The 23,972-nt window shown below is 49.2% G+C and carries 25 protein-coding genes and 3 pseudogenes; 12 read left to right on the forward strand and 16 right to left on the reverse strand.

Annotated elements, in window-relative coordinates; genetic code table 11:
• Positions 1–227 precede the first annotated feature (227 nt).
• The 7 genes from HVZ37_RS08530 to HVZ37_RS08550 form a co-directional block, all read right to left on the reverse strand.
• Positions 228–974, reverse strand: a complete 747-nt coding sequence (locus tag HVZ37_RS08530; protein ID WP_142765032.1) for an SDR family NAD(P)-dependent oxidoreductase — start codon at positions 972–974, stop codon at positions 228–230.
• Positions 975–1,044: 70 nt separating this feature from the next.
• Positions 1,045–1,734 carry a YafY family protein gene (locus HVZ37_RS08535; protein WP_044258130.1) on the reverse strand — a complete coding sequence of 230 codons (690 nt, stop codon included), beginning with the start codon at positions 1,732–1,734 and terminating at the stop codon, positions 1,045–1,047.
• Positions 1,735–2,117: 383 nt separating this feature from the next.
• On the reverse strand, positions 2,118–2,387 hold the full coding sequence (locus HVZ37_RS08540) for a hypothetical protein (RefSeq protein ID WP_044258129.1): 270 nt from the start codon (positions 2,385–2,387) through the stop codon (positions 2,118–2,120).
• A 36-nt stretch (positions 2,388–2,423) separates the two neighbouring features.
• Positions 2,424–2,552 (reverse strand): hypothetical protein, encoded by a 129-nt coding sequence (locus HVZ37_RS23220; RefSeq protein WP_255347751.1) that lies wholly within the window; start codon positions 2,550–2,552, stop codon positions 2,424–2,426.
• A 433-nt stretch (positions 2,553–2,985) separates the two neighbouring features.
• Entirely contained in the window at positions 2,986–3,117 is a 132-nt protein-coding gene (locus HVZ37_RS23225; protein ID WP_256434419.1) for a hypothetical protein, read from the reverse strand.
• Between the two features lie 11 nt (positions 3,118–3,128).
• Complete coding sequence (locus HVZ37_RS08545; RefSeq protein WP_043001087.1) at positions 3,129–3,575, reverse strand: YetF domain-containing protein; 447 nt, start codon at positions 3,573–3,575, stop codon at positions 3,129–3,131.
• 9 nt (positions 3,576–3,584) lie between these two features.
• Positions 3,585–4,088 carry a hypothetical protein gene (locus HVZ37_RS08550; protein WP_181628332.1) on the reverse strand — a complete coding sequence of 168 codons (504 nt, stop codon included), beginning with the start codon at positions 4,086–4,088 and terminating at the stop codon, positions 3,585–3,587.
• A gap of 140 nt (positions 4,089–4,228) precedes the next feature.
• Between HVZ37_RS08550 and HVZ37_RS08555 the strand changes: the two genes are divergently transcribed.
• Positions 4,229–4,621, forward strand: coding sequence for a YdeI family stress tolerance OB fold protein (locus HVZ37_RS08555; protein ID WP_043001085.1), 393 nt, complete (start codon positions 4,229–4,231; stop codon positions 4,619–4,621).
• A 118-nt stretch (positions 4,622–4,739) separates the two neighbouring features.
• On the opposite strand, the gene HVZ37_RS08560 is transcribed toward HVZ37_RS08555, so the two are convergent.
• From HVZ37_RS08560 to HVZ37_RS08575, 4 genes are all read right to left on the reverse strand, one after another.
• A complete protein-coding gene (locus HVZ37_RS08560; protein ID WP_043001084.1) occupies positions 4,740–6,089 on the reverse strand; it encodes a GntP family permease in 1,350 nt (449 codons plus the stop codon).
• Between the two features lie 94 nt (positions 6,090–6,183).
• Positions 6,184–8,163, reverse strand: a complete 1,980-nt coding sequence (gene yjhG, locus HVZ37_RS08565) for a xylonate dehydratase YjhG (protein WP_181628333.1) — start codon at positions 8,161–8,163, stop codon at positions 6,184–6,186.
• Between the two features lie 10 nt (positions 8,164–8,173).
• The gene (locus tag HVZ37_RS08570) at positions 8,174–9,079 is read right to left on the reverse strand and encodes a dihydrodipicolinate synthase family protein (protein WP_043001082.1); all 906 of its coding nucleotides are present in this window, start codon (positions 9,077–9,079) and stop codon (positions 8,174–8,176) included.
• 4 nt (positions 9,080–9,083) lie between these two features.
• Positions 9,084–9,872 (reverse strand): IclR family transcriptional regulator, encoded by a 789-nt coding sequence (locus tag HVZ37_RS08575; RefSeq protein ID WP_181628334.1) that lies wholly within the window; start codon positions 9,870–9,872, stop codon positions 9,084–9,086.
• A 235-nt stretch (positions 9,873–10,107) separates the two neighbouring features.
• On the opposite strand from HVZ37_RS08575, the gene HVZ37_RS08580 reads away from it, so the two are divergent.
• From HVZ37_RS08580 to HVZ37_RS08610, 7 genes and pseudogenes are all read left to right on the forward strand, one after another.
• A complete protein-coding gene (locus HVZ37_RS08580) occupies positions 10,108–10,899 on the forward strand; it encodes a PhzF family phenazine biosynthesis protein (RefSeq protein WP_181628335.1) in 792 nt (263 codons plus the stop codon).
• Positions 10,900–11,379: 480 nt separating this feature from the next.
• Complete coding sequence (locus HVZ37_RS08585; RefSeq protein WP_043001079.1) at positions 11,380–11,772, forward strand: VOC family protein; 393 nt, start codon at positions 11,380–11,382, stop codon at positions 11,770–11,772.
• Between the two features lie 15 nt (positions 11,773–11,787).
• Positions 11,788–11,988, forward strand: a pseudogene (locus HVZ37_RS08590) (tryptophan synthase subunit alpha); the annotation flags it as partial.
• A gap of 380 nt (positions 11,989–12,368) precedes the next feature.
• Positions 12,369–12,626 carry a YjhX family toxin gene (locus tag HVZ37_RS08595; protein ID WP_043001077.1) on the forward strand — a complete coding sequence of 86 codons (258 nt, stop codon included), beginning with the start codon at positions 12,369–12,371 and terminating at the stop codon, positions 12,624–12,626.
• Between the two features lie 10 nt (positions 12,627–12,636).
• Positions 12,637–13,184: pseudogene (locus HVZ37_RS08600) on the forward strand (N-acetyltransferase).
• Positions 13,185–13,239: 55 nt separating this feature from the next.
• On the forward strand, positions 13,240–13,986 hold the full coding sequence (locus HVZ37_RS08605; protein ID WP_181628336.1) for a class I SAM-dependent methyltransferase: 747 nt from the start codon (positions 13,240–13,242) through the stop codon (positions 13,984–13,986).
• Positions 13,987–14,662: 676 nt separating this feature from the next.
• Entirely contained in the window at positions 14,663–15,247 is a 585-nt protein-coding gene (locus tag HVZ37_RS08610; protein ID WP_044258110.1) for a hypothetical protein, read from the forward strand.
• 51 nt (positions 15,248–15,298) lie between these two features.
• On the opposite strand, the pseudogene HVZ37_RS23095 reads toward HVZ37_RS08610, so the two are convergent.
• Positions 15,299–15,456 (reverse strand): annotated as a pseudogene (locus HVZ37_RS23095) (deoxyribose-phosphate aldolase); the annotation flags it as partial.
• 100 nt (positions 15,457–15,556) lie between these two features.
• Positions 15,557–16,681, reverse strand: a complete 1,125-nt coding sequence (locus tag HVZ37_RS08615; RefSeq protein ID WP_181628337.1) for an N-acetyltransferase — start codon at positions 16,679–16,681, stop codon at positions 15,557–15,559.
• Between the two features lie 383 nt (positions 16,682–17,064).
• On the opposite strand from HVZ37_RS08615, the gene HVZ37_RS08620 reads away from it, so the two are divergent.
• Genes HVZ37_RS08620 through HVZ37_RS08635 form a run of 4 tightly spaced genes read left to right on the forward strand, consistent with a single transcriptional unit; the run spans position 17,065 to position 21,158 of the window.
• Positions 17,065–18,798, forward strand: a complete 1,734-nt coding sequence (locus HVZ37_RS08620) for a fatty acyl-AMP ligase (protein ID WP_220132976.1) — start codon at positions 17,065–17,067, stop codon at positions 18,796–18,798.
• Entirely contained in the window at positions 18,795–19,709 is a 915-nt protein-coding gene (locus HVZ37_RS08625) for an NAD(P)-dependent oxidoreductase (RefSeq protein WP_181628339.1), read from the forward strand. Before HVZ37_RS08620 ends, HVZ37_RS08625 begins: the two co-directional genes overlap by 4 nt.
• A 29-nt stretch (positions 19,710–19,738) precedes the next feature.
• On the forward strand, positions 19,739–19,999 hold the full coding sequence (locus tag HVZ37_RS08630; protein ID WP_043001963.1) for an acyl carrier protein: 261 nt from the start codon (positions 19,739–19,741) through the stop codon (positions 19,997–19,999).
• On the forward strand, positions 19,986–21,158 hold the full coding sequence (locus HVZ37_RS08635; protein ID WP_043001070.1) for an aminotransferase class I/II-fold pyridoxal phosphate-dependent enzyme: 1,173 nt from the start codon (positions 19,986–19,988) through the stop codon (positions 21,156–21,158). The genes HVZ37_RS08630 and HVZ37_RS08635 overlap by 14 nt, the downstream gene beginning before the upstream one ends.
• 89 nt (positions 21,159–21,247) lie before the next feature.
• Here the strand turns inward: HVZ37_RS08635 and lptG are convergent, their stop codons facing one another.
• The 3 genes from lptG to HVZ37_RS08650 are packed head-to-tail and all read right to left on the reverse strand — an operon-like array spanning position 21,248 to position 23,954.
• Entirely contained in the window at positions 21,248–22,315 is a 1,068-nt protein-coding gene (lptG, locus tag HVZ37_RS08640; RefSeq protein WP_044258104.1) for an LPS export ABC transporter permease LptG, read from the reverse strand.
• On the reverse strand, positions 22,312–23,382 hold the full coding sequence (lptF, locus tag HVZ37_RS08645; RefSeq protein WP_181628340.1) for an LPS export ABC transporter permease LptF: 1,071 nt from the start codon (positions 23,380–23,382) through the stop codon (positions 22,312–22,314). Before lptF ends, lptG begins: the two co-directional genes overlap by 4 nt.
• Positions 23,382–23,954, reverse strand: coding sequence for a YtfJ family protein (locus HVZ37_RS08650; protein WP_109740152.1), 573 nt, complete (start codon positions 23,952–23,954; stop codon positions 23,382–23,384). The genes lptF and HVZ37_RS08650 overlap by 1 nt, the downstream gene beginning before the upstream one ends.
• Positions 23,955–23,972: the final 18 nt, after the last annotated feature.

A 23,972-nucleotide genomic window follows, 5' to 3' on the forward strand; every position in this document is an offset into this window, starting at 1 on the left:
TTCTTGCGCACAACAGACTTAATGATCTTTTATTCTGCTCGCGTTATGCCAGACGCAGATAGGGTTAATGGAACATGTATGACCAATGGAGAGCAGACAATCCATGCGAATAATGTGTCTATTATTGGCCCTACAACGGAAGCGCGAACGACAGGTGTTCTGTCGCTCCCGTTTAGCCAACCACACAGGTGAGGTAATTATTATCATTTAAAAGGGTTAAGTGAATTTTACTCAGCTAAATAACCACCATCAATGGGATAAACGCCTCCGGTACAAAACGCTGAATTGTCTGATAGCAAAAACAATATGAAGTCTGCTATTTCTTGCATTCTTGCCATCCTTTTCATTGGGTGACTATTTGCGAAACTACGTACGATATTTTCAGGGAATTCACTCATTCGTGGGGTCTGGACATAGCCCGGCGCGACCGCATTGATTCGAATGCCTTGACATGCAAACTCAAGCGCTGCGGTTTGGGTTAAGCCGATTATACCATGCTTAGCCGCGGTATAAGGTGCCAACCCAGGAATGCCAACCAGTCCATTTACTGCAGATAAATTAACAATAGAGCCACCAGACTTTATCATCTGAGGTATCTCGTATTTTAAGCAGTAAAAAATGCCGCTCAATGAGGTGGCAATGACCTTATCCCAGTTTTCAACTGTCTGCTCTGTAATATTTTTATCATGCTCTCCTGTTAAGCCTGCATTATTTACAGCATAATCAAGCCTACCAAAATATTTGATAACGTCATCTATCATTTTCCGTACTTGTTCAGGCTGCGACACATCACATCCGATCCCTATTGCTTGTTGTCCCTGTGAAGATAACCGTTTCGCTTTTTGTTTAGCCTGCTCTGATGAGCGGGATATAATGACGACCTTCGCACCCTGTTTGTGTAATTGCTCTGCGACGGCTTCACCTATACCTGTAGTACTTCCTGTTATCACAGCTACTTTATTCTGAAAATCCATAATTCCCCCTATGAAGTAGGATTGAGTCTTACTGCTGGGGTAGTATACAAACTCGCTGTGACAGTTTTTGTCAGTACTCTTTCCCCACGCAGATTCCTTCTTTAATTCTCCATTTTTTCAATAAAGTCGTTCTGCTTTCCCTGTACGTGGAATCCAGTTGCACAATCTCTTCGATTTGGTCAGTTCTGAAATGACGAAAATCATTTCTCATCTCACACCATGCAACCAAAAGCCAGCATGATTCCATATATATCAACGCGATGGGCCATATGACCCGAGAAGAGTAAACATCTTTCTTGTCACGATACGTTATGTTGATTCTTTTTTGATTTTTAATAGCACTACGAATGTCTTCGAAAAATAACTCATTCTTTTCTGAAGGGCCGGTCAGATAGGATTGACTCTCAATAAGATTTTTTAATTCACCGGGGATAACGGCATGTATTTTGGCAAGCGCATTCCTTGCGGTGTTTTTGAAATCATAATCCGTATTATGAGAAACCCAATTTAACCCAAGTATAATAGCATTGATTTCTTCATGTGAAAGATTTAAGGGAGGTAAATGAAAGTCAGACCTGATGATATATCCAATTCCTGCGCCTCCTTCAATGGACACGCCCTGGTGTTGTAGCGTTTTAATATCTCTGTAAAGGGAGCGTACACTTATGCCTAATCGATCTGAGAGAGCGGAAGCTGTGATCGGATATCGTTGTGCCCTTAATATCTGTAATAATTCGAGAAGCCTTTCTGTTCTGGTCATGTTGAAAAATCCATCTTGATCCTGGACTTGAGCTTAAAGCACCTGCCGGATAAGCATCTTAATACAAAACAAATGTACCTGCTTAAGTTGAGTGACTCCCCGTTGATTGATATCCCCCATATGCTATGCGTCCTTCAGCGGTGATGATGGACATAAACATCTCCTCTTTGTTCAATAGGGACCTTCAGTTTTGCCAGCTTGTCCACGCTATGCCATGGGCAGACAGTGCGTACGTCACTACTGCGCCCAGGTTTTCCATTGAGGGGAATAGTGTGCATATCGGAACACCCGTTCCGGGGCAGATTTGTCCCTGGCTGGGGGAGCCCGGAATGCGATCCTCCCGAGAGGATATTCCGCTTATCCTCTGAGGAAGCTGTGGATTATTAAAGCTCGTGTTGGGTAGTCGAGAGTAAATTCAATATTCTCTCCGTAAGTTTATCCTCATAACCTTCCTCTACCGGGTGATTGAACTTTACAAGTGGAGCAGAACTTCTGGTTTGCTCATATGATCTCTCAAGTAAACCAGGTTCACCACTTAGGGTGTTTACCACCGTAGATAAAACGTTAATAGCAACCTTTGATGCGTGCAGATCGAGGCTCAGATCATTAAGGTTTTTCTCGAGGATTTCAATGCGTTCATTTACGTCAGCCATGTAATCTCCTGGGTATCTGGGAATAGAGGATTCAAACTAAATACGTATAACATCAAGGTTATATGAACCCTGGGTGGATAAATATTCAGCCAGAGCAACGATATCGTCCGCCGCGAGTGTATCGATGTTGACATGTTGAGAGCGCTGACAGGTCAGTACTTTCATCAGTCGTTCTCCTGTGGTTGGTCTCCACAACATTGTAAAACCGTCCAGTAACAGCATTTATCAGCGCCAGTCGCTTTGCCTGCGATTTTGTAAAAGCAACGATCGCCGCTTTGGTAATCCATAATATTGAGTAGACATGAGTCTTGAAGGTTGCTTTTTGCTGCCAAAAAGTCGACCACTATCCCGGATAGCTTTCTTCACAACGATCGGGGCAGCGGGACGTGGTTGCATTTTTCCAATAAGCTCCGCAAAGCGTTGTTGTGGGTGTGGACAAGGCGAGCAGGAAAACGCTCTGTCTTTGTCATAATAGCCACCTGTTTTTCATTATATTTATTAGCCATTCATTCACCTCAGTCTATCTTTCTGACAAGCATAAATAAGCGTAGAACAAATTTAATGAATTCGAAGCATCATCAATGCGGACATATCTGCCTCAGCGCAAAGTGCGGTAGCCAGATGTCGATTCAGCTGTGGTCGCGGATAAGCCCTTGGCAATAAACGTCTTCGCGAACTGTTTCGTTAACACGCCAGCGGTTTTCGCTTCGTTATATGCCGATTTTTTCATTCTCTTTTTCCTTAATCCTCATCAGGAATAATTGAAATATGCCCATTACGCTCCAGAATGGCGTATTTAATTTTACCCGGCTCCGTAATGCCCTGGCTCTGCCGGGCAGCCACTAAGATATCGTCGAGAGAAACATCTACCATTTTCATCTTTTCCATTAATGGTTCGCCGTGTTCCAGCAGAATAACCGGTGATCCATCGAGAGCAGATTCAGCCCCATGCATCTGTTTTTTAATGAATCCGAACAATATGTCGATTGTCACCAACGTGACAATGGTGAGCATTGCTCCGGTAACGGAGAAATCATTGCCTAATAATGCCTGCTGTGTGGCTTCGCTAATAATCAACAGCAAAATCAGGTCGAAACTGGTCATTTGTAATAACGCCCGGCGTCCAGCAATCTTAAACACGACCAGTAAAATAAGATAAATGGCTAAGGCCCTCAGCACCATTTCCATACAGACCTCCTACGGATAAATAAATTGCCTGAAATCGATTACAGGGCCGGAGTTTAATTGAATAACACTTTTTGCGCTGCCAGGCTTTACAGGGGTAACGAGTAACCATATAGAGGTATCTTGCTGATTTTCATGTGTGTTATACACCAGGTACAGATCGTCTCCCTTGCTGTACATGCTGTCAGGTTGAGGCCAGATATTCGCTGTCTCATAAAAAGAATTGAAATCTCCACCAATGCGATAAATATTCTTCCCGGATCGTTGGTCTGTAGCAGAGATTTTTAATTTAAATTCTGTTTGCAATCGACCAAACCGTTCAAAATTTAATGTCACCTCCCCGGTAGTATTCCTCTTCACCGAATCACTGAAATAACCACCAGAAAAAACACCGACTATGGCCAGGGAAATAATACACAGTAAAATGACAAACCCAATCTTATGAAATCTCGCTTCAAAATTCAGAAAACGCTGACTCTCTTCAATGCCGGGGACTTTCATGTTTTCTCTGGGCATCTTTAACCTCACCGTTTCGCTTGTATCCCGTCAGTTATCTGATTCGTAACACTATTACCTTTTAAGACTCTTCCAGTTTGCCAGATTAAGGAATAGCAATCAGACTTAATAAGTCAAGTCGACAATGAGATGAGGGTGAAATGAAATTATCCGTGGCACCATTACTATGTTGTTTTTTAATCCCGACAGTGTTTGCTGACGATAATGGTGGGCTGAAAAAAGATACGGCACCGCCGCCGCCTCACGCCCTGGATGAGGGGTATCGTGGTGTTGAAGATGCGAGAACCATGACGGTTCAACAAGCTAAAACCATGCATGACGGCGCAACCATCTCTCTGCGTGGTAATCTGATTGACGATCTGGGCGATGATAAATTTGTTTTTCGCGATAAAACCGGCAGTATCCATACGCTGATTCCACTCTCTGTCTTTGATGGTCGCACGGTAAAACCCGATCAAATGATCAGTATTAACGGCAGTCTGGACACCAAAACGCAACCGCTTGTGGTTCGCGTTAACAGAATACAAAAGTAACAATACTGCTGCTCGGCCCATTGCTGACGTTTGTAAGCTGTTAACAGTTGTTTTCTGATACCACGTGAAGGGAGGGGCGCCAGTGAATCGACAACGCGATCCACTGGCGAGAGGAGAATTAAAGAACCATGCTGGCGAGCAGGATAAATATCAGTCCGCAGATGGATAACAGCGTTGACATCAGCGTCCAGGACAGCAGCGTCTCTTTGGTTGTCAGGCCGAAGAAGTCTTTAATCATCCAGAAGCTGGCATCGTTGACGTGGGAGCAGATACAGGAACCTGCTCCAGTGGCCAGCGTAATCAACGCCAGGTTAGTGTTGGGATGTACCGCCAGCAGCGGGATAACCAGTCCGGCAGTCGAGATCGCTGCTACGGTGGCAGAACCCAGGCAAATACGCAGGAACGCGGCAACGCCCCAGGCCATCAGAATCGGATTAATATCCATGCCTGAGACCAGAGTAGAAATGTACTGACCCACGCCAGAATCGATGAGCACCTGCTTGAATGCGCCACCACCGCCGATAATCAGCAACAGTCCTGCGATACCGGCAATGGCTTTGCCGCAGGAGTCCATCAGTTCAGGGATTGTCTTTCCGCGACCCAGACCCATGGTATAAATCGCGAACAGCAACGAGATCAGCATTGCAATCGTCGAGTTACCTAAGAACAGTAATACGTTATAGAACGTGCCTGACTCCGAGGCGTTTTTAGCATGGGTCATCTGGATAATTGTCACTACCGCCATCAGGATCACCGGCAGCATCGCGGTGAGAAAGCTGATGCCAAAGCCGGGCATTTCGTTTTCGCTGAACCGGCGGGTCGCACCGAGGGAGGCAATATTCCCCTCTTTTTTAAACGCGTCAGGAATAATCCGCTGACAGAATTTGTTCAATATCGGCCCGCAAAGAATAAAGGTCGGAATGCCGACAATAATGCCGTAGATCAGTACCAGTCCCACATCTGCGCCATATTCACGGGCAATAACGGTTGGGCCGGGATGCGGGGGTAAAAAACCGTGCGCGACCAGCAAACCGGAAAGCATGGGCACACACATAAACATCGGCGATATTTTCGCTTCACGGGCGATGGCGAATAAAATAGGCACCAGAAGAATTAAGCCAACTTCGAAAAAGAGTGCGATACCGACGATAAAGGCTGAACAGACTACCGCCCAGTCAAGCCGCTTTTTACCGAAATAATTCAGCATGGTCAGGGCGATTCGCTGTGCGCCACCCGCGTCAGCCAGTAAGCGACCGAGCATCACGCCGAAGCCGAAGATTAAACCAATATGGCCCAGCGTACCGCCAAGGCCGGATTCGACCGACGTGACGACTTTATTCAGATCCATTCCACTGGCAATGGCGACAACAATCGAGACAATAATTAAGGAAACAAACGTATTGAGTTTAATTTTAATGGTTAAAAGCAGGAGTAAAGCAATCCCTGCCACAACGATAATTAGTGGCATAACGTCCTCTCATTGTAGGGTTGCGACCGGTCATAGTCCGACTACACAATGTTTTAATAATGTGTAGCCGGGTTATTTAGCGGTCAGGATATTATTATTTTTGCTTTAAGGTGTTATTCATATAATCGTTCAGGGCCGCACCGATTTTATTCACATCGTAAACACAGCCCGTCCATGTCCCACCGCTCACTGCCTGAAGCATCGCCCAAAGCCGGGTATCGTCTGGCAGTTCCGGATCAGGAAGTAAATCCTGATGGCTGGGTCTGGCGTTCAATATTGCGGTAGCCTCCTCCCGTGAGGGTAATTTTTCATCGTTACGGGTTCCGAGGAAATTGACTTCGCCCTGAAGTTCGCGGCAATCAATTTTGATTTCAATAATATCCCCGGTGCGTAATTTACTGATTGGCCCCCCGGCGAGGGCTTCCGGTCCCACGTGACCAATGCACGCGCCAGTGGAAACGCCCGAGAAACGCGCATCCGTGATCAGGGAGACATGCTTACCATAAGACAGATGTTTCAGGGCGCTGGTGACCTGGTAGGTTTCTTCCATCCCGGTACCGGAAGGGCCAACGCCGATAATGACCAGAATATCGCCTGCTTTAATTTTGTCGTGCTTGATATCGTAAATTGCTGTTTTCTCGGACAGATAAACCTTCGCCACCCCTTTATGGTAATAGATGCCTTGATCATCAATTACCGAAGGGTCAATGGCGGTGGATTTGATCACCGATCCTTCCGGAGCAATATTGCCAACCGGGAAGGTGATCGTTGAAGTCAGGCCACGCTCCCGTGCGCGTTGCGGTGACATGATCACCTCGTCGGCGTCGATCTGTTCCTGGTCGCGCAGCAGCTGTTTGAATCGCTGCCGCCGCTCGGAGTGTTCCCACCAGTCGAGGTTCTCCTTCAGTGTGCTGCCGGTTACGGTCATCACGTCTTCATGCAGCAATCCAAGACTGCGAAGATGCAACATCACTTCCGGCACACCGCCTGCCATGAATGCATTCACTGTCGGGTGATAAACCGGACCATTCGGGAGCACGCTCACCAGTCGGGGCACACGCTTATTGATGCGGATCCAGTCGTCAACGGTCGGGACATGGCAGCCTGCCTGATGGGCAATCGCCGGGATGTGCAGCAGCAGGTTTGTTGAACCGCCGAACGCTGCATGAACCGTCATCGCATTCTCAATCGCTTTGTCGGTAAGGATTTCCCGGGTAGTGATACCTTTTTTACATAAGTTCAACGCTGCCCGCGCGGATGCTCTGGCGATCTCTTGCCATACCGGCTCACCGGAAGGGGCTAGCGCAGAGTGCGGGATCGCCAGCCCAAGACCTTCGGCCACCACCTGCGATGTCCCGGCGGTACCCAGAAATTGACAGCCGCCGCCAGAGGAGGCACAGGCCTTACAGCCAGCACGACGAGCGTCCTGTAGCGATAACTCGCCATTGGCGAAGCGTGCGCCGATGGTCTGCACTTTGCCGTTATCTTCTCCATCCTTCGCGGGCAGCGTCGCGCCACCAAGCACCAGCACTGTCGGTTTGTCATGCTGCGCGGCGAGGGCCATCATGGTGGCCGGGAGTCCCTTATCACAGCTCGCCACGCCAATAACGGCTTTCGCATCGGGCAAGGAGCGGATCAGGCGGCGCATCACCATTGAGGCGTCATTACGGTATGGCAGTGAATCAAACATGCCCGTTGTACCCTGTGTTCGTCCGTCGCAGGGATCGGAAACATACACGGCATAGGGTAGGGCGCGGTTCGCTTTGATCACCTCTGCTGCCGCTTTCATCTGGATATCCAGCTCGTAGTGACCCTGGTGCAGCGCCAGTGCGATGGGCTTACCGTCTTCCCCGCGTAACCCTCCCAGCGTGCTGAGCAGCAAAATGCCGTCGCGATCCAGCTCATCCGGAGACCAGCCCATTCCGGCATTCATCGTCATCCCGAACAGATCCCCGCTCGGGCGGTTGATGAGCATCTCTGCCGTCAGCGGCAGTTCACCGTCAGGCCCGTCGGCGTGCGTTCTGACGGTGTAGATATCGTGACTCTCGTCAGCAAAAATAGAGCGAACAGACATGATCTTCTCCTCAGAGCGATATAATTCCCTGCGCGACCAGCAGCGCATGGACTTTTTCTTTGGCTTCTTCTGACACATCGAGAATCGGCGGCAAGCAATACGTCTCCACCGGCAATCCCACGCACTGCATGCTGTATTTGATCAGTGAGACAAACGGCGTTTCCAGGGCGTAAATCGCCGGCAGTTGCAGCAGCTTTTGATTCAGGGTAGCGGCAGTTGCCAGATCGCCCTCGCGCCAAGCGTGATAGATACCGACAGAGAGCTCCGGAGCAAAGTTCGCGCTGGCGGATATTGCGCCATCGCCGCCCAGCAGCAGGGTGTTGAGTAAATGGTCGTCGTAGCCGCAGAAGACCGAAAATGACGGGCGCACTGACTTAACGGTGTTAATCATCGTGCGCAGATGGCCGACGCTGTCGATAGTGTCTTTGATCCCGACGATGTTCTCATTTTGCAGCGCCAGACGTTTCACGGTCTCTGGGGTTAAGTCCTGACCGGTCAGATCCGGAAAGTTGTACAGGATCACCGGCAGCGTGACGCTACGGGCGATCTGCTGGTAATAGTCGTCAAGATTGCGTGACGCGACTTTCCAGTAGTAGGGGTTAATTGCGACGACGCCGTCAGCGCCGCAGGCCTGGGCATGTTGTGCCAGTTTGACCGCTTCATCAGTAGAAGGCGAACCGACGCCAATCAGGACCGGAACCCGACCACCGACAACGGCAACGGCTTCTTCGGCGAATGCCATTCGCTGGGCGGTATTCATCTGGCTAAATTCACCCCCGGTGCCAAGGTAAAACAGCCCGTCGACTCCCTTATTGATCAGGAAGTCGGCAACCTGACGCATTGCTGTTTTATCAATGGTCCCGTCACGATGAAACGTGCTGGATACCGGTGGAATAATGCCGCTGAATTTTCTCATTACCTCAGTTTCCTTTTCGTAAATACTCATTTTCGTTTCTGTAGCCCAGCCCATAAGATATTTGCCCGGCACATTTGCGGAGCAGTTCCAGATAGCCGTCGATCTTATTTCCTGAATAAACCACAGGATCGCCTGACAGCGAGATCGCATAGTTGACCCGGTTATACATATTGAATACCGGCATACTTAAACATACCGCGCCATAGGTTGATTCTTCACTGTCTATGGCCCATCCCCGAAGTCGTGTTTTTTGCAACTCCTCCAGAAATAACTTTTTATCGGTTAACGTATTGCGCGTATGCGGCGTTAACGTGATCGCATCTAAAAAATAATCCAGTTCTTCCCGTGTTTTCCAGGCTAATAACGCTTTACCCAGCGCGGTAATGTGTAATTCCAGTTTTTTGCCAATCCAGCTTTTACTCGTTGGCACTGATTCCGGGCTTTCAACCTTGTCGAGATAGATAGCAGAATAGCGCTCCATTGCCCCCAGGTGACAAACCAGGCCGCTTTTCAGCGACAGCTCCTGCATAGGCCGTTTCGTCACCTCAAAGATATTTTGGCGGTGCAGTGCCTGACAACCCAGTTCGTAGTTTTTTATTCCCAGCGAATAATGGCCGTTTTTGTTTTTAATTAAGAAGCCGCACTCCACCATCACATTTAATAAATTAAGCAGGCTGCTTTTGGGATACTGGAATTCTTTTAATAGCTCCATATAACTCACCACGCCTACCCATGCAATATGAGTTAATATTTTTTCGGCACGGACTAATGAATTACACCCTTTGCGAACCATACTGGCTCCCTCCTGTGGTTAGAATAAATAATATCGGCATTGCACAGTTGAAAATATGCCTTGTTCAACATGCTGAACCGTAATGCGATGATTAAATGTGATCTTGTACGCAGTTTTAATAGCAGAATTATCGCACTGCCAGTACGCTGAATATGAATACCTGAAAATGAAAGACGACAGGTCGTCGTGGCATGATAAAGTGTAAATTACACAAAGAACATTCGAGGTTTGCGCGATGCAACAAATTGATTTTTACATGGTTGATGCCTTCAGTACCACGACGTTTGGCGGCAATGCCGCAGCAGTCTGTCCGCTAACCGAATGGTTGCCTGATGAGACGTTACTGAAGATGTCTAAACAACATAACCAGTCAGAAACGGCCTATTTTGTCCCCGCTGAAAACGGCTTTGCGCTGCGCTGGTTTACCACGCAGGGAGAAATCAATCTGTGTGGGCATGCCACGCTGGCGGCAGCTCATGTCATCTTTGAACATCTGGATTATCCGCGCGACAGTATCCATTTTACTACCCGATTTGTTGGCCCGCTGACTGTTGCACGTAGCGGTGAATGGTTGACGCTGGATTTTCCTGCCTGGGGAACCGAGTCCGTCACGCCGCCGTCTCTTCTGCTGGAGGCGTTGGGTATCACGGAATACAAAGACATGCGCGTTGGGCGGGATTATATGGTGGTGCTGGATAATCAGCAGCAGGTTGACGCGCTGCGCCCGAATATCCACGCGATGATCCCTTTAGGGAAAATGGTTTGTGTCACCGCACCGGGTGAAGGGAAATACGATTTTGTCAGCCGTTTCTTCTGTCCAGGAGAAGCCGTAGCGGAAGATCCCGTTACCGGTTCAGCGCATAGCATGCTCATTCCTTACTGGGCGGAAAAACTGAACAAAACGGAGATGCTGGCGTATCAGGGGGCCGAACGCGGTGGGGAGCTACGCTGTCAGAGTGCCGGGGAGCGTGTACATATCGGCGGACAGGCAACCACGTATCTGCTGGGTAAAGTTGTGTTGCGCTAGATAGCACTGATACCAGTCACTACAAAACTCACAAAGTCAGGATGAAGGCGCATCATGCTTAAACCGGAGTATGTCATCAGATTGAACGTCTGTCGGAAAATGACCGTAAAAAGCCAACAGCCGTAATAAATCCGATCGGCAAATACATACCCCGCTCATTGAGCAATGTCAGAACCGCATTCTCATCCATCTTATTTTATCCATACATACTGGATGGCGTACTGAGCGGAAAAGGGACATGAAAAAAAATTCCAGCGTTGCCATCCTGCTCACCGGCCAAGAGATACGTTGAAACCAGCAAAACGGCGATCGCCGGGGATATAAGTTCAATCAATCTTCATTATGGTATAGGTCTGTTCTATTGATCTGACGCGCTTAACGACTCGCTGCCGTTCGGTATGTTAGTCACACGTAACCTGACGGTGACGCCCGCAGGGGGATCAAGCGGATAATCCCTGCGACATCAAATGAGGAGGGAATATGTTTTCTTACATCATGCTGGGTACGAACGATCTGCCACGTGCGATCGGTTTCTACGATCCGTTAATGGAGCTGCTTGGGCACCCGAAAGCAGGCCGCGGCGAAGAGGGCGCATCATGGGGGATGTTCAGTGAAAACCACACCACCGGATTGTGCGTTGGCAAACCCTTTGATGGCCAGGCCGCTGGTGTCGGTAATGGCACGATGGTGGCGCTGAATGCCCGATCCGTCGAACATATCCAACAACTTCACGCGCTCGCTCTTCGCCTGGGCGGCGCGGATGAAGGCGCGCCGGGTCACAGACCACAGTATGGACAAGGCTTTCATAGCGCCTATGTCAGAGATCCCGACGGCAATAAGCTGGCGTTTGTCTACTATGCAGACGAATGCTGAACATATCTTATGCAACAGGCTCCACCGACACTGCAGGGGTTTGGGGGTTCCACGCCCGATCAGGTGGCGGATGCAATTAACGCTGGTGCGACGGGGGCCATTTCAGGCTCTGCCATCGTCAGGATTATTGAGAAAAACAGAGATAATGAGGAAACGATGCTGGCTGAGTTAAAGGCATTTGTGATGAGCATGAAAGCGGCAACGCATCAGCGGTAAGTACGTTTCTATTGCCTGTCGGTAGCGGCAGGCAATGGGGGGCGCGACCCTGAATCTGGCGCTCAATCTCGGTTATTCTCATCTTCGCAAATATGGCCTGGGATGGTAAATGAGGCAATGTCTGCGACGACGGGCGTGATTTCGACGGCGATCACATTTTTCCGACCTGCGCATATCCCTGCTGAAATTACGTGTTACCATTCATCTCGTAAATACCTTTCAACTCAACCCGAGGCTTTGATGCTGGAGAATGTAATCATCTGATAATCAGTTTCCCCGACCTTTTCAGGCCGGACTGATTATCAATGCGCCGAAATCGAATGCGGACACCGCTGTGTGTTTGCACGTTTTGCACATGATGATTAAACAGGTTTTCCAGTATGAATTTATCCCGTCAGGAACAACGTACCTTACACGTTCTCGCCAAAGGTGGACGTATTGCGCACGTCCGCGATGCGTCAGGCCGCGTCACCGCCGTTGAATGCTACAGCCGCGAAGGGCTGCTGCTCGCCGACTGTACACTTGCCGTCTTCAAAAAACTCAAAACCAAAAAGCTGATCAAATCCGTCAATGGTCAGCCGTACCGCATTAATACCACCGGGCTGAACAACGTGCGTGCTCAGCCAGATAACCGCTAAGGAGAGCGTTATGACAACACGCAACTTCACTATTCATATTACCGATGAAAGTGATACCAACGACATCCGGGAAGTCGAAACCCGCGCCTTTGGCTACAGTAAAGAGGCCTGCCTGGTGGCTTCTTTGCTCGAGGACGACACTGCGCGTCCAACGTTATCGTTGCTGGCCAGACAGGAAGGTAACGCCGTCGGGCATATCCTGTTTACCCGGGCGACATTCAAAGGAGAAATGGATTCCCCTCTGATGCATATCCTTGCTCCCCTGGCGGTCATCCCTGAATACCAGGGGAGGGGCGTGGGCGGATTATTGATTCGTACCGGTATAGAACACTTACGTTCGATGGGATGCCAGTGCGTTTTTGTTCTCGGTCATGCCACTTACTATCCGCGACATGGATTTGAACCCTGTGCAGGAGACAAAGGCTTTCCCGCGCCTTACCCCATTGCGGAGGAACATAAGGCCTGCTGGATGATGCAGTCCCTCTCCGCACAACCCTTTGATCGTGCCGGCGACATCCAATGTGCGCAGGCCTTAATGAAACCGGAGCACTGGCGTGAATAACAATCAGACTGAACGCTCTGTTACTCGTAACGCAATGAAAGGAATTAACTAATGGATATCCCACGTATTTTTACGATTAGCGAAAGCGAACATCGCATTCATAACCCGTTTACGCCGGAAAAGTATGCCACATTGGGCCGGGTGTTACGCATGAAGCCGGGAGCGCGCATTCTTGATCTCGGCAGTGGTTCTGGTGAGATGCTCTGCACCTGGGCGCGCGATCACGGCATTAACGGTACCGGTATCGACATGAGCCAGCTTTTTACTGCCCAGGCAAAACAGCGTGCTGAAGAGCTTGGCGTCAGCGAATGCGTCCATTTTATTCATAACGACGCGGCGGGTTACGTCACGGACGAAAAATGCGACGTGGCGGCCTGTGTTGGCGCGACCTGGATTGCCGGTGGCGTAGCCGGAAGCGTCGGGCTGTTGGCAAAAAGCCTCAAGCCAGGCGGAATGATACTGATCGGTGAACCTTACTGGCGTCAGGTTCCCGCAACGGAAGAGATCGCCCAGGCCTGTGGTGTTTCGTCGAAGGCTGATTTTCTCACCCTTCCTGGGCTCGTCGCTTCTTTCAACGAACTCGGCTATGACGTTGTGGAAATGGTGCTGGCAGACCAGGAGGGCTGGGACCGATATGAAGCGGCGAAATGGCTGACAATGCGCCGTTGGTTAGAAGCTAATGCAGAGGATGATTTTGCCGATGAGGTTCGCGCGGAGTTGACGATAGCACCTGAACGCCATGTCACCTACACCCGGGAATACTTCGGTTGGGGCGTATTTGCGTTAATCGCACGATAAAGTAAGTAATGCGGCATAGCCTGAGGGCTATGTCGTATTCTCTCCAGAAGAGAAGCGTCGTGGCGAAAGCAACGACCGTATTAAATAATTATCACACCTGAAACCTTCTTCCTTTCTGTCTCACAAAGACGTCCGGCCAGGTGCGTCCACAATTAATCGTTAAAACAGCGAAAATGGATTGTTTCTGTGACGCGGTTATAATAATTATTTAATAATCCATAAAAGGTTAGGACCTGTTTTTAAATACGTTAAATAATTTCTTGTTAATAATTAACATTCTCTTCTCTTGTGTTTGTAGGATAATTAAGTATTTTCAGAAGATTCTTAAAATGTATTTTTAATAATTCCTAAGATTGATGCTGATATTTATTTATTTTCCTGGGTGGCGATTAAATAATCTTGGTTTTTTTATGATTTAACACGTTGTTGTGTTGATTTATTGTTTCTGTTTGTTTTCTGTATTGTTACACCATATGACTTTTTTGTTTTTTGTAACAAATTGATATTTATATAAATATGTTGGTTTTTGTTAATATTCCGATCTGGTGTGACGATAGAAATAAGAATAGTGATAGTTTTTTCCTATCATGATGTATTAGATTGAACAGTTATATCATTTGGCAGTTTTTTTTAAGTTAAGTGTATATTTGCGAATAGCGATACAAGGAGGGATAACGTGGTTGTCGATGATAAAATTTCTCCACTGATCGCTCTTGCGCTGAGTGAAATAAAAAATTGGGCAGCGAGGCCATCAGATCGGAAACCATTCTGCTTTCTTCCTGCAATGTGGGTACAAACACGATGCTGTTGCGCCATAGTCGCTGAATATACATTAGTGAGTATTTCAGATAAACAAGATAATTTGTTCCTGAAACAACATATAAACTATAGTGATTCTATTAGTCTGATTATTGAAAAACTTAAGGATGCGCAGGCTAACAGTGGGGAGCAGACGTGTGAGTTCTGCCAGTTTATGGCGAAGATGAATCGGGCGGATAAACACACGCTCAATGCGATTGTTTGTCTGGATACCTATGCTGACGCTTCGCAATATCTGGGGTTGAGCCAGAAGTCGATATACTCAAGGTTGTACAGTATTCTTGAACGTATTAACGTAAGGGATAAGCGGTTATTTTTTCGCTGGTATAAATATATGTTGATTCATTCAACAACATTCCGGCCTCAGGGCCTGAATATTGTCCTTTCTGTGGCGGATTTTCCACCAGGCTCAGAAGTGAATGAAACGATCAACGGGCACTGAAACGTAACAGAAAAGGGAATCCTTACGGATTCCTTTTTCGCGTGTCCTGTTCAGCACGTCTATGGCAAGGGAGATCCGGCAGGGGGCACCCCTTGCCGCATCAGACTGATATTCTATACAGATGATAAGCCCTTCCGGGTTACGTCAGGATTGACGTTCGTGAATTGAATGGCTTTGGCTACCTGATGTGGGCCATTAAAACCGAACATTTACTGCGACGCCTGTTAGCAGAAAAACATACGTTATGGGCTAAGACCTGCTTTAAAGAGGGAACTTACTGATACCCGCGTTTGCTTCTTCAGACCGCAGTCAGAGTTGTTTTTCGTACAGGCGATAGCGCTTATAGGCAACTCCGCCGATGCGTTCCAGGATTGTGCGCATCCCGCTATTAGACTCCAGAATCCAGGACATCTCCAGCGCGTCAATATGGTGTCTGGCAAACGGGTCGCGTAATGCCTCTATTAACAGCAGAGCCATGACCGGGCCAATGCGGCTGAACTGATATTCCTGACGAACGCCCATCAGAGGCACCCGCGCGGTGCGTACGCCGCTCACTTTTAGTCGCCAGAGCAGTTTGGCCCAGCCGAAAGGCAACAGCCGACCGTTGAGATCGGCGATCGCCTCATTAATATTCGGCAGGCCAACGATAAAGGCGCAAGGCACCGAATCTATTTCAGCAATGTGAATCATATCGTCCGGAACAAGGAATTTGAGCTGCTCGCCCATGGAGGCGAATTCGTGTTCCGTGAAAGGGACAAATCCCCAGTTGTGCTGCCATCCGGAGTTGAAAATTTCACGCAGAATCTGCATTTCTTCACTAAACCGCTTACGGTTGATGCTGCGAATGGTGACCTTTTGACGCACCTGATCCATCAGTCGGACCAGCGACGGTGAGAAAGATAAATCTGTGCGCTGCATCCAATAGGCAAGCAGATCGATTCCTTTGGTGTATCCCAGTTGTTCCACGTGAGCGCCATAATAGGGTTTCCCGTGTGGCATCAGCGCGCAGGGCGGCGTCTCAAAGCCATCAACCAGCAGGCCGCTTTCCTGGTTAATGTTCAGGCTAAAAGGTCCGGTGATTTTTTGCGCCCCGGCGGATTTCAGCCATGATTCGGCGGCGGCAAACAGTGCGCTAAAGACCTCAGGGTCGTCGATGGCATCGAGCATGCCAAAATGACCCGTGTCGTTGCCATACCGTTTGCGATGCAGGGTGTCAATTTGTGCCGTGATGCGTCCGACGACCCGTCCTGCTTTTTTAGCGATCCATGCCTGCCAACGAATATGTTCAGAACTCGGATTTTTCGCGGACAGATGCTCTGCGCGTTCAAGGCGCAAGGGGTCGATCCAGCTGTCGTCGGCGCAATAAAGTGAAGAAGGGAAAGAGATAAACGTGTTGAGGTCATGTTTATTCATGACTTTTTGTATCTGAATCATAAACAGCCTTAAATAAAAAGTGCAGAAATAAACATAATTACACTGACTGCTATGTTGTCAGTCGAAACGAAATAAATTACTGAATGTTTCTTTCTCTCTTTTACCACTTAATGCGGTTGGTGATAAAACAGGACGGTAAAACATAAGACAGGAGGTGGACAGGGCGTTTAATGATAACTCTCCCTTCGGAGAATGAAATAAAATATTTAGCTGGGTAATATCATAATTATTGAAATTGAAATGCAGAAAAACATTAATTTTGCTGATGATCTTTTAGCCAAAAAAGAGATACTGTTTAATGACTATTTAATTTATATTATCACCCGCCGATTATTTTTTTTGTATATCCATCGATTTTAAATTCAAACATTTTCATGGTGTATATGTCCAATAGAATCTCAACTCATTCTCTTCCTATGCGTTATGCTGACTTTTCAACCCTGGTGGAAGCTCTGGACTATGCCGCTTTGGGAAATGCAGGAATGAATTTTTATGATCGACGCATTCAGCCTGAAGCAGTACTGGAATACCGAGAGCTAAAAATGCGGGCTAAAGCCGGAGCCAGACGGTTGCTTTCATTGAATCTCAACAAGGGCGATCGCGTCGCGCTGATTGCGGAAACCAGCGTCGGTTTTGTCGAAGCCTTTTTTGCGTGTCAGTATGCGGGGTTGGTGGCGGTACCGCTGGCCATTCCTATGGGGGTTGGACAACGCGATTCTTATTCCGCGAAATTGCAGGGCCTGCTCGCCAGTTGTAAGCCTGCGGCTATCATCAGCAGTGACCAATGGTTGTCGCTGATAAATGTGGTCAACGAGCATGGTGCGGCAATCCGCATTCTCAGCAATGCGCAATTTAATGCGCTGCCGGAAAAGGATATTGAGTTGCCATTACCGTCGCCAGACGATATTGCTTACCTTCAGTACACCTCAGGCAGCACGCGTTTTCCTCGTGGCGTCATTATTACTCACCGTGAAGTTATGGCGAATCTGCATGTGATTAGCCATGATGGAATCAAATTGCGAGACAGTGACCGTTGCGTATCCTGGCTGCCTTTTTATCATGATATGGGGCTGGTGGGCTTTCTGCTTACGCCTGTGGCGACTCAGCTATCCGTTGACTATCTGCGCACCCAGGATTTTGCTATGCGCCCGCTGCAGTGGCTGAAATTAATCAGTCAGAACCGCTGCACCGTCTCCGTTGCGCCGCCTTTCGGTTACGATTTATGCCTGCGTCGTATCAATGACAACGAACTTGCCGGGTTGGATCTCTCCTGCTGGCGCGTAGCCGGAGTGGGGGCAGAACCCATTTCCGCCGGACAACTGAATCAGTTTGGCGAATGTTTCAAGCGCGCGGGATTTGACAGCAAAGCATTCATGCCGTGCTATGGTTTGGCTGAAAATGCGCTGGCGGTGAGCTTTTCTGATGAAGCCTCCGGCTCACAGGTGAACGATGTCGATCGCGACGTACTCGAATGCCAGGGTAAAGCGGTTGCGCCGACGAAAAGTACCCGGGCGATATCTACCTTCGTGAATTGCGGTAAAGCGCTTCCCGGCCACCGCATTGAAATTCGTAACGAAGTTGGGAGCCCATTGCCTGAAAGAGACGTTGGCCATATCTGCATTTCCGGTCCGAGTCTGATGAGTGGTTATTTTCAGGATCCGGTTTCGCAGAAGGATATCCAGTCAACGGGATGGTTGGATACCGGGGATCTGGGCTATCTTCTGGATGGCTACCTGTACGTGACGGGACGTATAAAAGATCTGATCATTATTCGCGGTCGGAATATCTGGCCACAGGATATTGAGTATATTGCGGAACAGGAACCGGAAATACATTCCGGCGATGCGATAGCATTTGTGACGTCTCAGGAACGGATTATTTTACAGATCCAGTGCCGGGTCAGTTGTGAAGAACGTCGGGCGCAGATCGTCCATAGCCTGACCGCACGGGTACAAAGCGAGTTTGGGGTTTCTGTCAGCATCGAACTCTTGCCGCCGCACAGTATTCCACGGACATCATCCGGGAAACCAGCGCGTGCGGAAGCAAAAAAACGCTACCTGAATCTCTTTGCTGAGTCGCTTAACTCACCGATCCCTATGCCGGGATACTTGCAATGAGCATCACGGTTGCGGTGACAGGTGGAACCGGCTTTATCGGGAAGCATATTATTGATGACCTGCTGTCCCGCGGTTTTGCCGTTCGGGCGTTAACCCGAACGATTCGCCACGACGTGCGCGATAATCTTGTCTGGATCAGGGGGGCGCTGGAAGACAGTGAGGTACTGGCGCAACTGGTCGCCGGGGCGGAACATGTCATCCACTGTGCCGGGCAGGTTCGCGGACACACAGAAGCGATCTTCACCCGCTGCAATGTTGAAGGCAGCCAACGGCTGATGCAGGCCGCGAAAGAGAGCGGCAGCTGTCGACGCTTTCTGTTTATCTCGTCGCTTGCAGCACGTCACCCGGAACTCTCATGGTATGCAAATTCCAAGTATGTCGCAGAACAACGGCTAACGACGATGGCCGCAGAAATTACGCTGGGGATTTTTCGACCTACGGCAGTGTATGGACCCGGTGACAAAGAGTTAACACCGCTGTTTCGCGCGATGCTGCGCGGTTACCTTCCGCGTTTTGGCGCTGCCGAGGCCCGTTTGTCATTTTTGCACGTGAGCGATTTAGCGCAGGCTGTCAGTCAATGGCTCATGGCCGACCGGATGTCGGTTTATCCGTATGAACTCTGCGATGGTGTTGCCGGTGGCTACAACTGGCAACGCATTCAGGAAATTGCGGCCGCAGTGCGCAACGGACCGGTTCGCACCGTAACCATTCCGTTACCGTTACTCACATTGTTTGCCGACGCGAGTACGTTAATCAGTCGGTTTGCCGGAAAAGAACCGATGTTAACCAGGAGTAAAGTTTGTGAGTTAATCCACTCTGACTGGTCGGCAAATAATAAATCTCTGTGCGAGAAAATAAATTGGTTTCCCCGGGTTAGCCTGGAATATGCGTTACGGCAGGGGTTATTTTAATTATTTATATTACAGGTATGTTATTTTCTATGTTAAATCATGAAGAAGTAATGGATTACACCCTTGAGTGTTTACAGGGTATGGTTGAAAGCGGCGTAGATATCCATCCTGACAGCGATCTGGTTAATGATCTTGGGCTGGAATCGATTAAAGTTATGGATTTATTAATGTTGCTGGAAGATAAATTCGACATTTCCATCCCTATTAATATTTTGCTGGATGTCAGAACCCCGGCGCAATTAATGGAAGCGTTAATCCCTTATCTGGAGAGTATCAATGAGTCTCTATGATAAATTTTCGCGCCTGGCCTGCGAGCGAGAACAATTTAGCATGGCAGGAATTAACCCATTTGGCACCTGTATCGATGAGGTGTTTTCCGCAACGGAAGGACGGATTGGCAACCAAAAAATTATTCTGGCAGGTACGAATAACTATCTGGGGCTCACCTTTAATCCACAGGCGATTGCCGAGGGGCAGGCCGCTTTAGCCAGTCAGGGGACAGGCACGACCGGTTCACGAATGGCGAATGGCAGCTATGGACCACATTTAGCCTTAGAAAAGGAGATTGCCGAGTTTTTTGAGCGACCATCAGCCATCGTATTCTCCACAGGCTATACCGCGAATTTGGGGATAATCAGCACGCTTGCCAGTCACAATGCCGTGGTATTGCTGGATGCTGACAGCCACGCCAGCATTTATGATGCCTGCGCGTTAGGTGGAGCTGAAATTATCCGCTTTCGTCATAATGACGCGAAAGATCTCGAGCGGCGCATGATGCGCCTTGGTGAGCGCGCCAAAGACGCGATCATCATTGTCGAAGGCATTTACAGCATGCTGGGCGACATTGCGCCACTGGTCGATATTGTCGAGATCAAAAAACGGTTGGGTGGCTTTTTAATTGTCGATGAAGCCCATTCCTTCGGCGTGATGGGCGCGAAGGGACGGGGACTGGCGGAAGCCGCCGGTGTGGAGCAGGATGTCGATATTATTGTGGGAACCTTCAGTAAGAGCCTGGCTTCTATTGGTGGTTTTGCCGTCGGCGATCAGGGCATGGATGTCCTGCGTTACGCCAGTCGTCCCTACATTTTTACCGCATCCCCATCGCCGTCGAGCATTGCAACCGTCCGCTCTGCGTTGAAAACGATCGCAACACAACCGGAGCTGCGCCAAAAGCTGTGGGATAACGCAGCGCGACTGTATGAAGGGCTTGAGAAACTGGGTTATGAGCTGAGTTCGCACATCAGCCCTGTGGTACCGGTGATTATTGGTGCAAAAGAAGAGGGACTGCGTATCTGGCGAGAACTGATCGCCGCTGGCGTTTATGTGAATCTCATTTTGCCACCGGCTGCCCCCGCCGGGATTACGTTGCTGCGTTGCAGTGTTAATGCCGCACATACCTACGAGCAGATTGACGCGATTATTCAGGCATTTGCACAGCTGAAAAAATAATCTGCTCTGCGCAGCAGATATTGTTCCTGAGAATATCTGCTGCGATGTCTTACTCCTGTCCATCACGCCGTCTGATGAATGTTGCGATATCAGGGTTGGCGATCGAATCGATAAACCAGTATTAATGCCACCGCCAGGAGCAATATTGGCGGTGCCAGCGTTGTCATTTGCACGTTCAGGGAATAGAGCAGTCCCAGGTTGACGATGATCTGGTCACAGACGTAAGTAAGTAGACCAACGATCACACCGACGGCCAGTCGACTCCCGAGTCCGGGAGCGCGGGGGGTGCTAAAGGTGAAAGGGATCGCCAGTAAAATCATCGCCAGGATTAAAAGCGGATGTCCCAGCTTTAGCCACAACGCCAGCGTAAATTCGAGACTGGGTTGACCTGTGCTCTTCAGGTAGGAAATATAATGACTGAGTTGTTTAACTGAAAAACTGCTGCTGGGCAGGGTGAGTTCCTCAAGACTCATGTCCCCGAACAAAGATGACCACACGACGTTCTCTTTCGTCTCGGTTGTCTCCTTACCGTTGGCCCACGCTTTTTGATTGACGCCCTCAAGCCGCCAGACGCCGTTATCTGAAATGGTGGCAGTCCGCGCATAGATATACCGTTGCAGAGAGTGGTCCGCCCGGTAGTAAAAGAGCTCAATGCCTTCTGGTTGGCGATGCGCATCCAGCGATTTTACCGTCACAAACACATTGCCGCGCCGGGCCCACAGAATGTTTCCTGCCGTATCGTGATTGCTGTAGCGCGTTTTAATCTGCAACGCCTGTTGTTGCATCGGTGAGGCAATCCATTCGTCAATGACGCCGAGGGCAACGATTAGCATCAGTCCCGCGCTTAGCGTCACTATGGCGATTTTGAAAATTGAGCATCCCGTGGTGCGTATGGCGGTTAATTCCCCGCTTTTCGACAACTGTCCCAATCCGATAATACCACCGAGCAAAGCGATAAACGGACCAAGATCGATAAGGGTCCTCGGCAATGTCATCAACACGACCATCACCGCCTGCGTCCAGCGGTATCCGTCTGGACTCACATCATCGAGTTCGCCGATCAGATTAAAGGTGGTAAACAGGGGAAGCAGTAACCCTGCAGCCGCCGCAAATCCTAAAAAGAGATTGCGTATGATATAGCGACTGAAGATTTTCATTTATACGTTTTCCATCGCAGCGTGCCGTCGCGAATCAACAGAATCACCAGACCTGACAGCATGAGCAGGGGGACCAGCCACAGTCCCGGCGTGACGGGCAACGCACCGTTGGCAACCAGCGTACGGCATATATTACCGCCATAAAAAATGATGACGAATAAGAGCGTGAGCGGGAGCAGTGTGGAAAACCGTCCCTGGCGTGGCCTGACGCGGCTTAACGGGACTGCCAGCAGCCCCATGAGTAACGCGCAGACTCCGCGACTTTCCCGCCATTGCAGTTCAGCGGTATCCGCCGGTGCAGAGGAACGAGAGAGCGTCTGTATGGATTTCGCCTTGCGTTTGACCTCGCCATTCTGGTCGAACGGTTTCATATTCAGTTTGAGATTGCGGAAAAGTTGCTCGTTATCATCACGGCCCTGATGATCCAGGACATAGGCGGTACCGGAGTGCAACATCACTGAGGGCGTCGTGGAGGAGGGATCAACAACGTCCACGCTGTTGGCCCTGAAGATACTGGTTTTACTGGCAGAGGCGGTGTAGATAAGCGCATCATTCAAATGAGCCGCGTCGGGGTCAATCTGACGGGCGAGGATCATCCGTCCATTGTTGTTGACGTTAAACTTTCTTGCCTGCAGGTGACGGACATCCAGCTCTGACTGCGACTGCTGTTCTAACTGATAAATTTGCGCGTAAGCCCAGGGTCTGCCGTACAGAGACAGGAGCAACACCAGAATACTCAATGGAATGGCGAGGAACATCACGGCGCGATAAAGGCGTGAAGGCGTGGCACCAGCGGCGGCTATCGCCGTCATTTCCGAATCGGTATACATCTGGCCAAGGGTGACGCCGACGGAAACATACAGACCGACCGGAAGCAACATCTCCAGCGCAATCAAAACTTTATAGAAGACAACATTCAGTACAACGCCGAGGGCTAATGTCCCGTTGGCCGCTTCGGTCAGGTAGCGCTGTGCGCAATAGCAGGCGAAAATAAAAATCAGAAAGCCCACAAGTGTCACCACCAGTCGACAAATGCCGGTCATGATGTAGTGTTCAATTAATTTCATCACAGGCCTGGCGATTCGTTAACCATCTTTTGTACCATCGCGATGACCTGATGCACCTCTTTCGGCGTCAGATCACCATCCTTAGCCCACGAGACGCGGCCCTCTTTATCCAGCACCAGAATGGTTGAACTCATCTCATTGAGTTGCCAGGTTTTGCGTCCCAGTCCGCTGCTGTCGATGATAAATTGTGCCCACGGGTAGCGACGTTTGTTTTTTTCTATCTTGCCGAGGACAAAGAAACCAGAACCAAAGATCACATCATCGGTATTCACGATGGTGGTCGGTTGAAAGCGGTCCAGAGGGAAATGGGCGGCCTTAACGGCTTTTATCAACATTGCGTTTTTCTTTTTTGCCGATTTTCGCCCGGCAATATACTGAACAATGCGCACCTTTCCTGCCAGTTCACTGCTATTCCAGGTTCGGTAGCTAAACGTATCGCGATTATCCAGCAGTAATTCGCCGCGATCCGTAATGACAATGGGCTTAACCGGCTGGCCACCGACAAAGTTATGTGCTGACGCCAGCCATGGCGAGAGCAGAAGTGAAATCATCAATAATCGACGTATCAGCATCGCAAATCCTTTATTTCG

The organism is Citrobacter sp. RHB35-C17, from assembly GCF_013816795.1.
GTDB lineage: Bacteria > Pseudomonadota > Gammaproteobacteria > Enterobacterales > Enterobacteriaceae > Citrobacter_A > Citrobacter_A amalonaticus.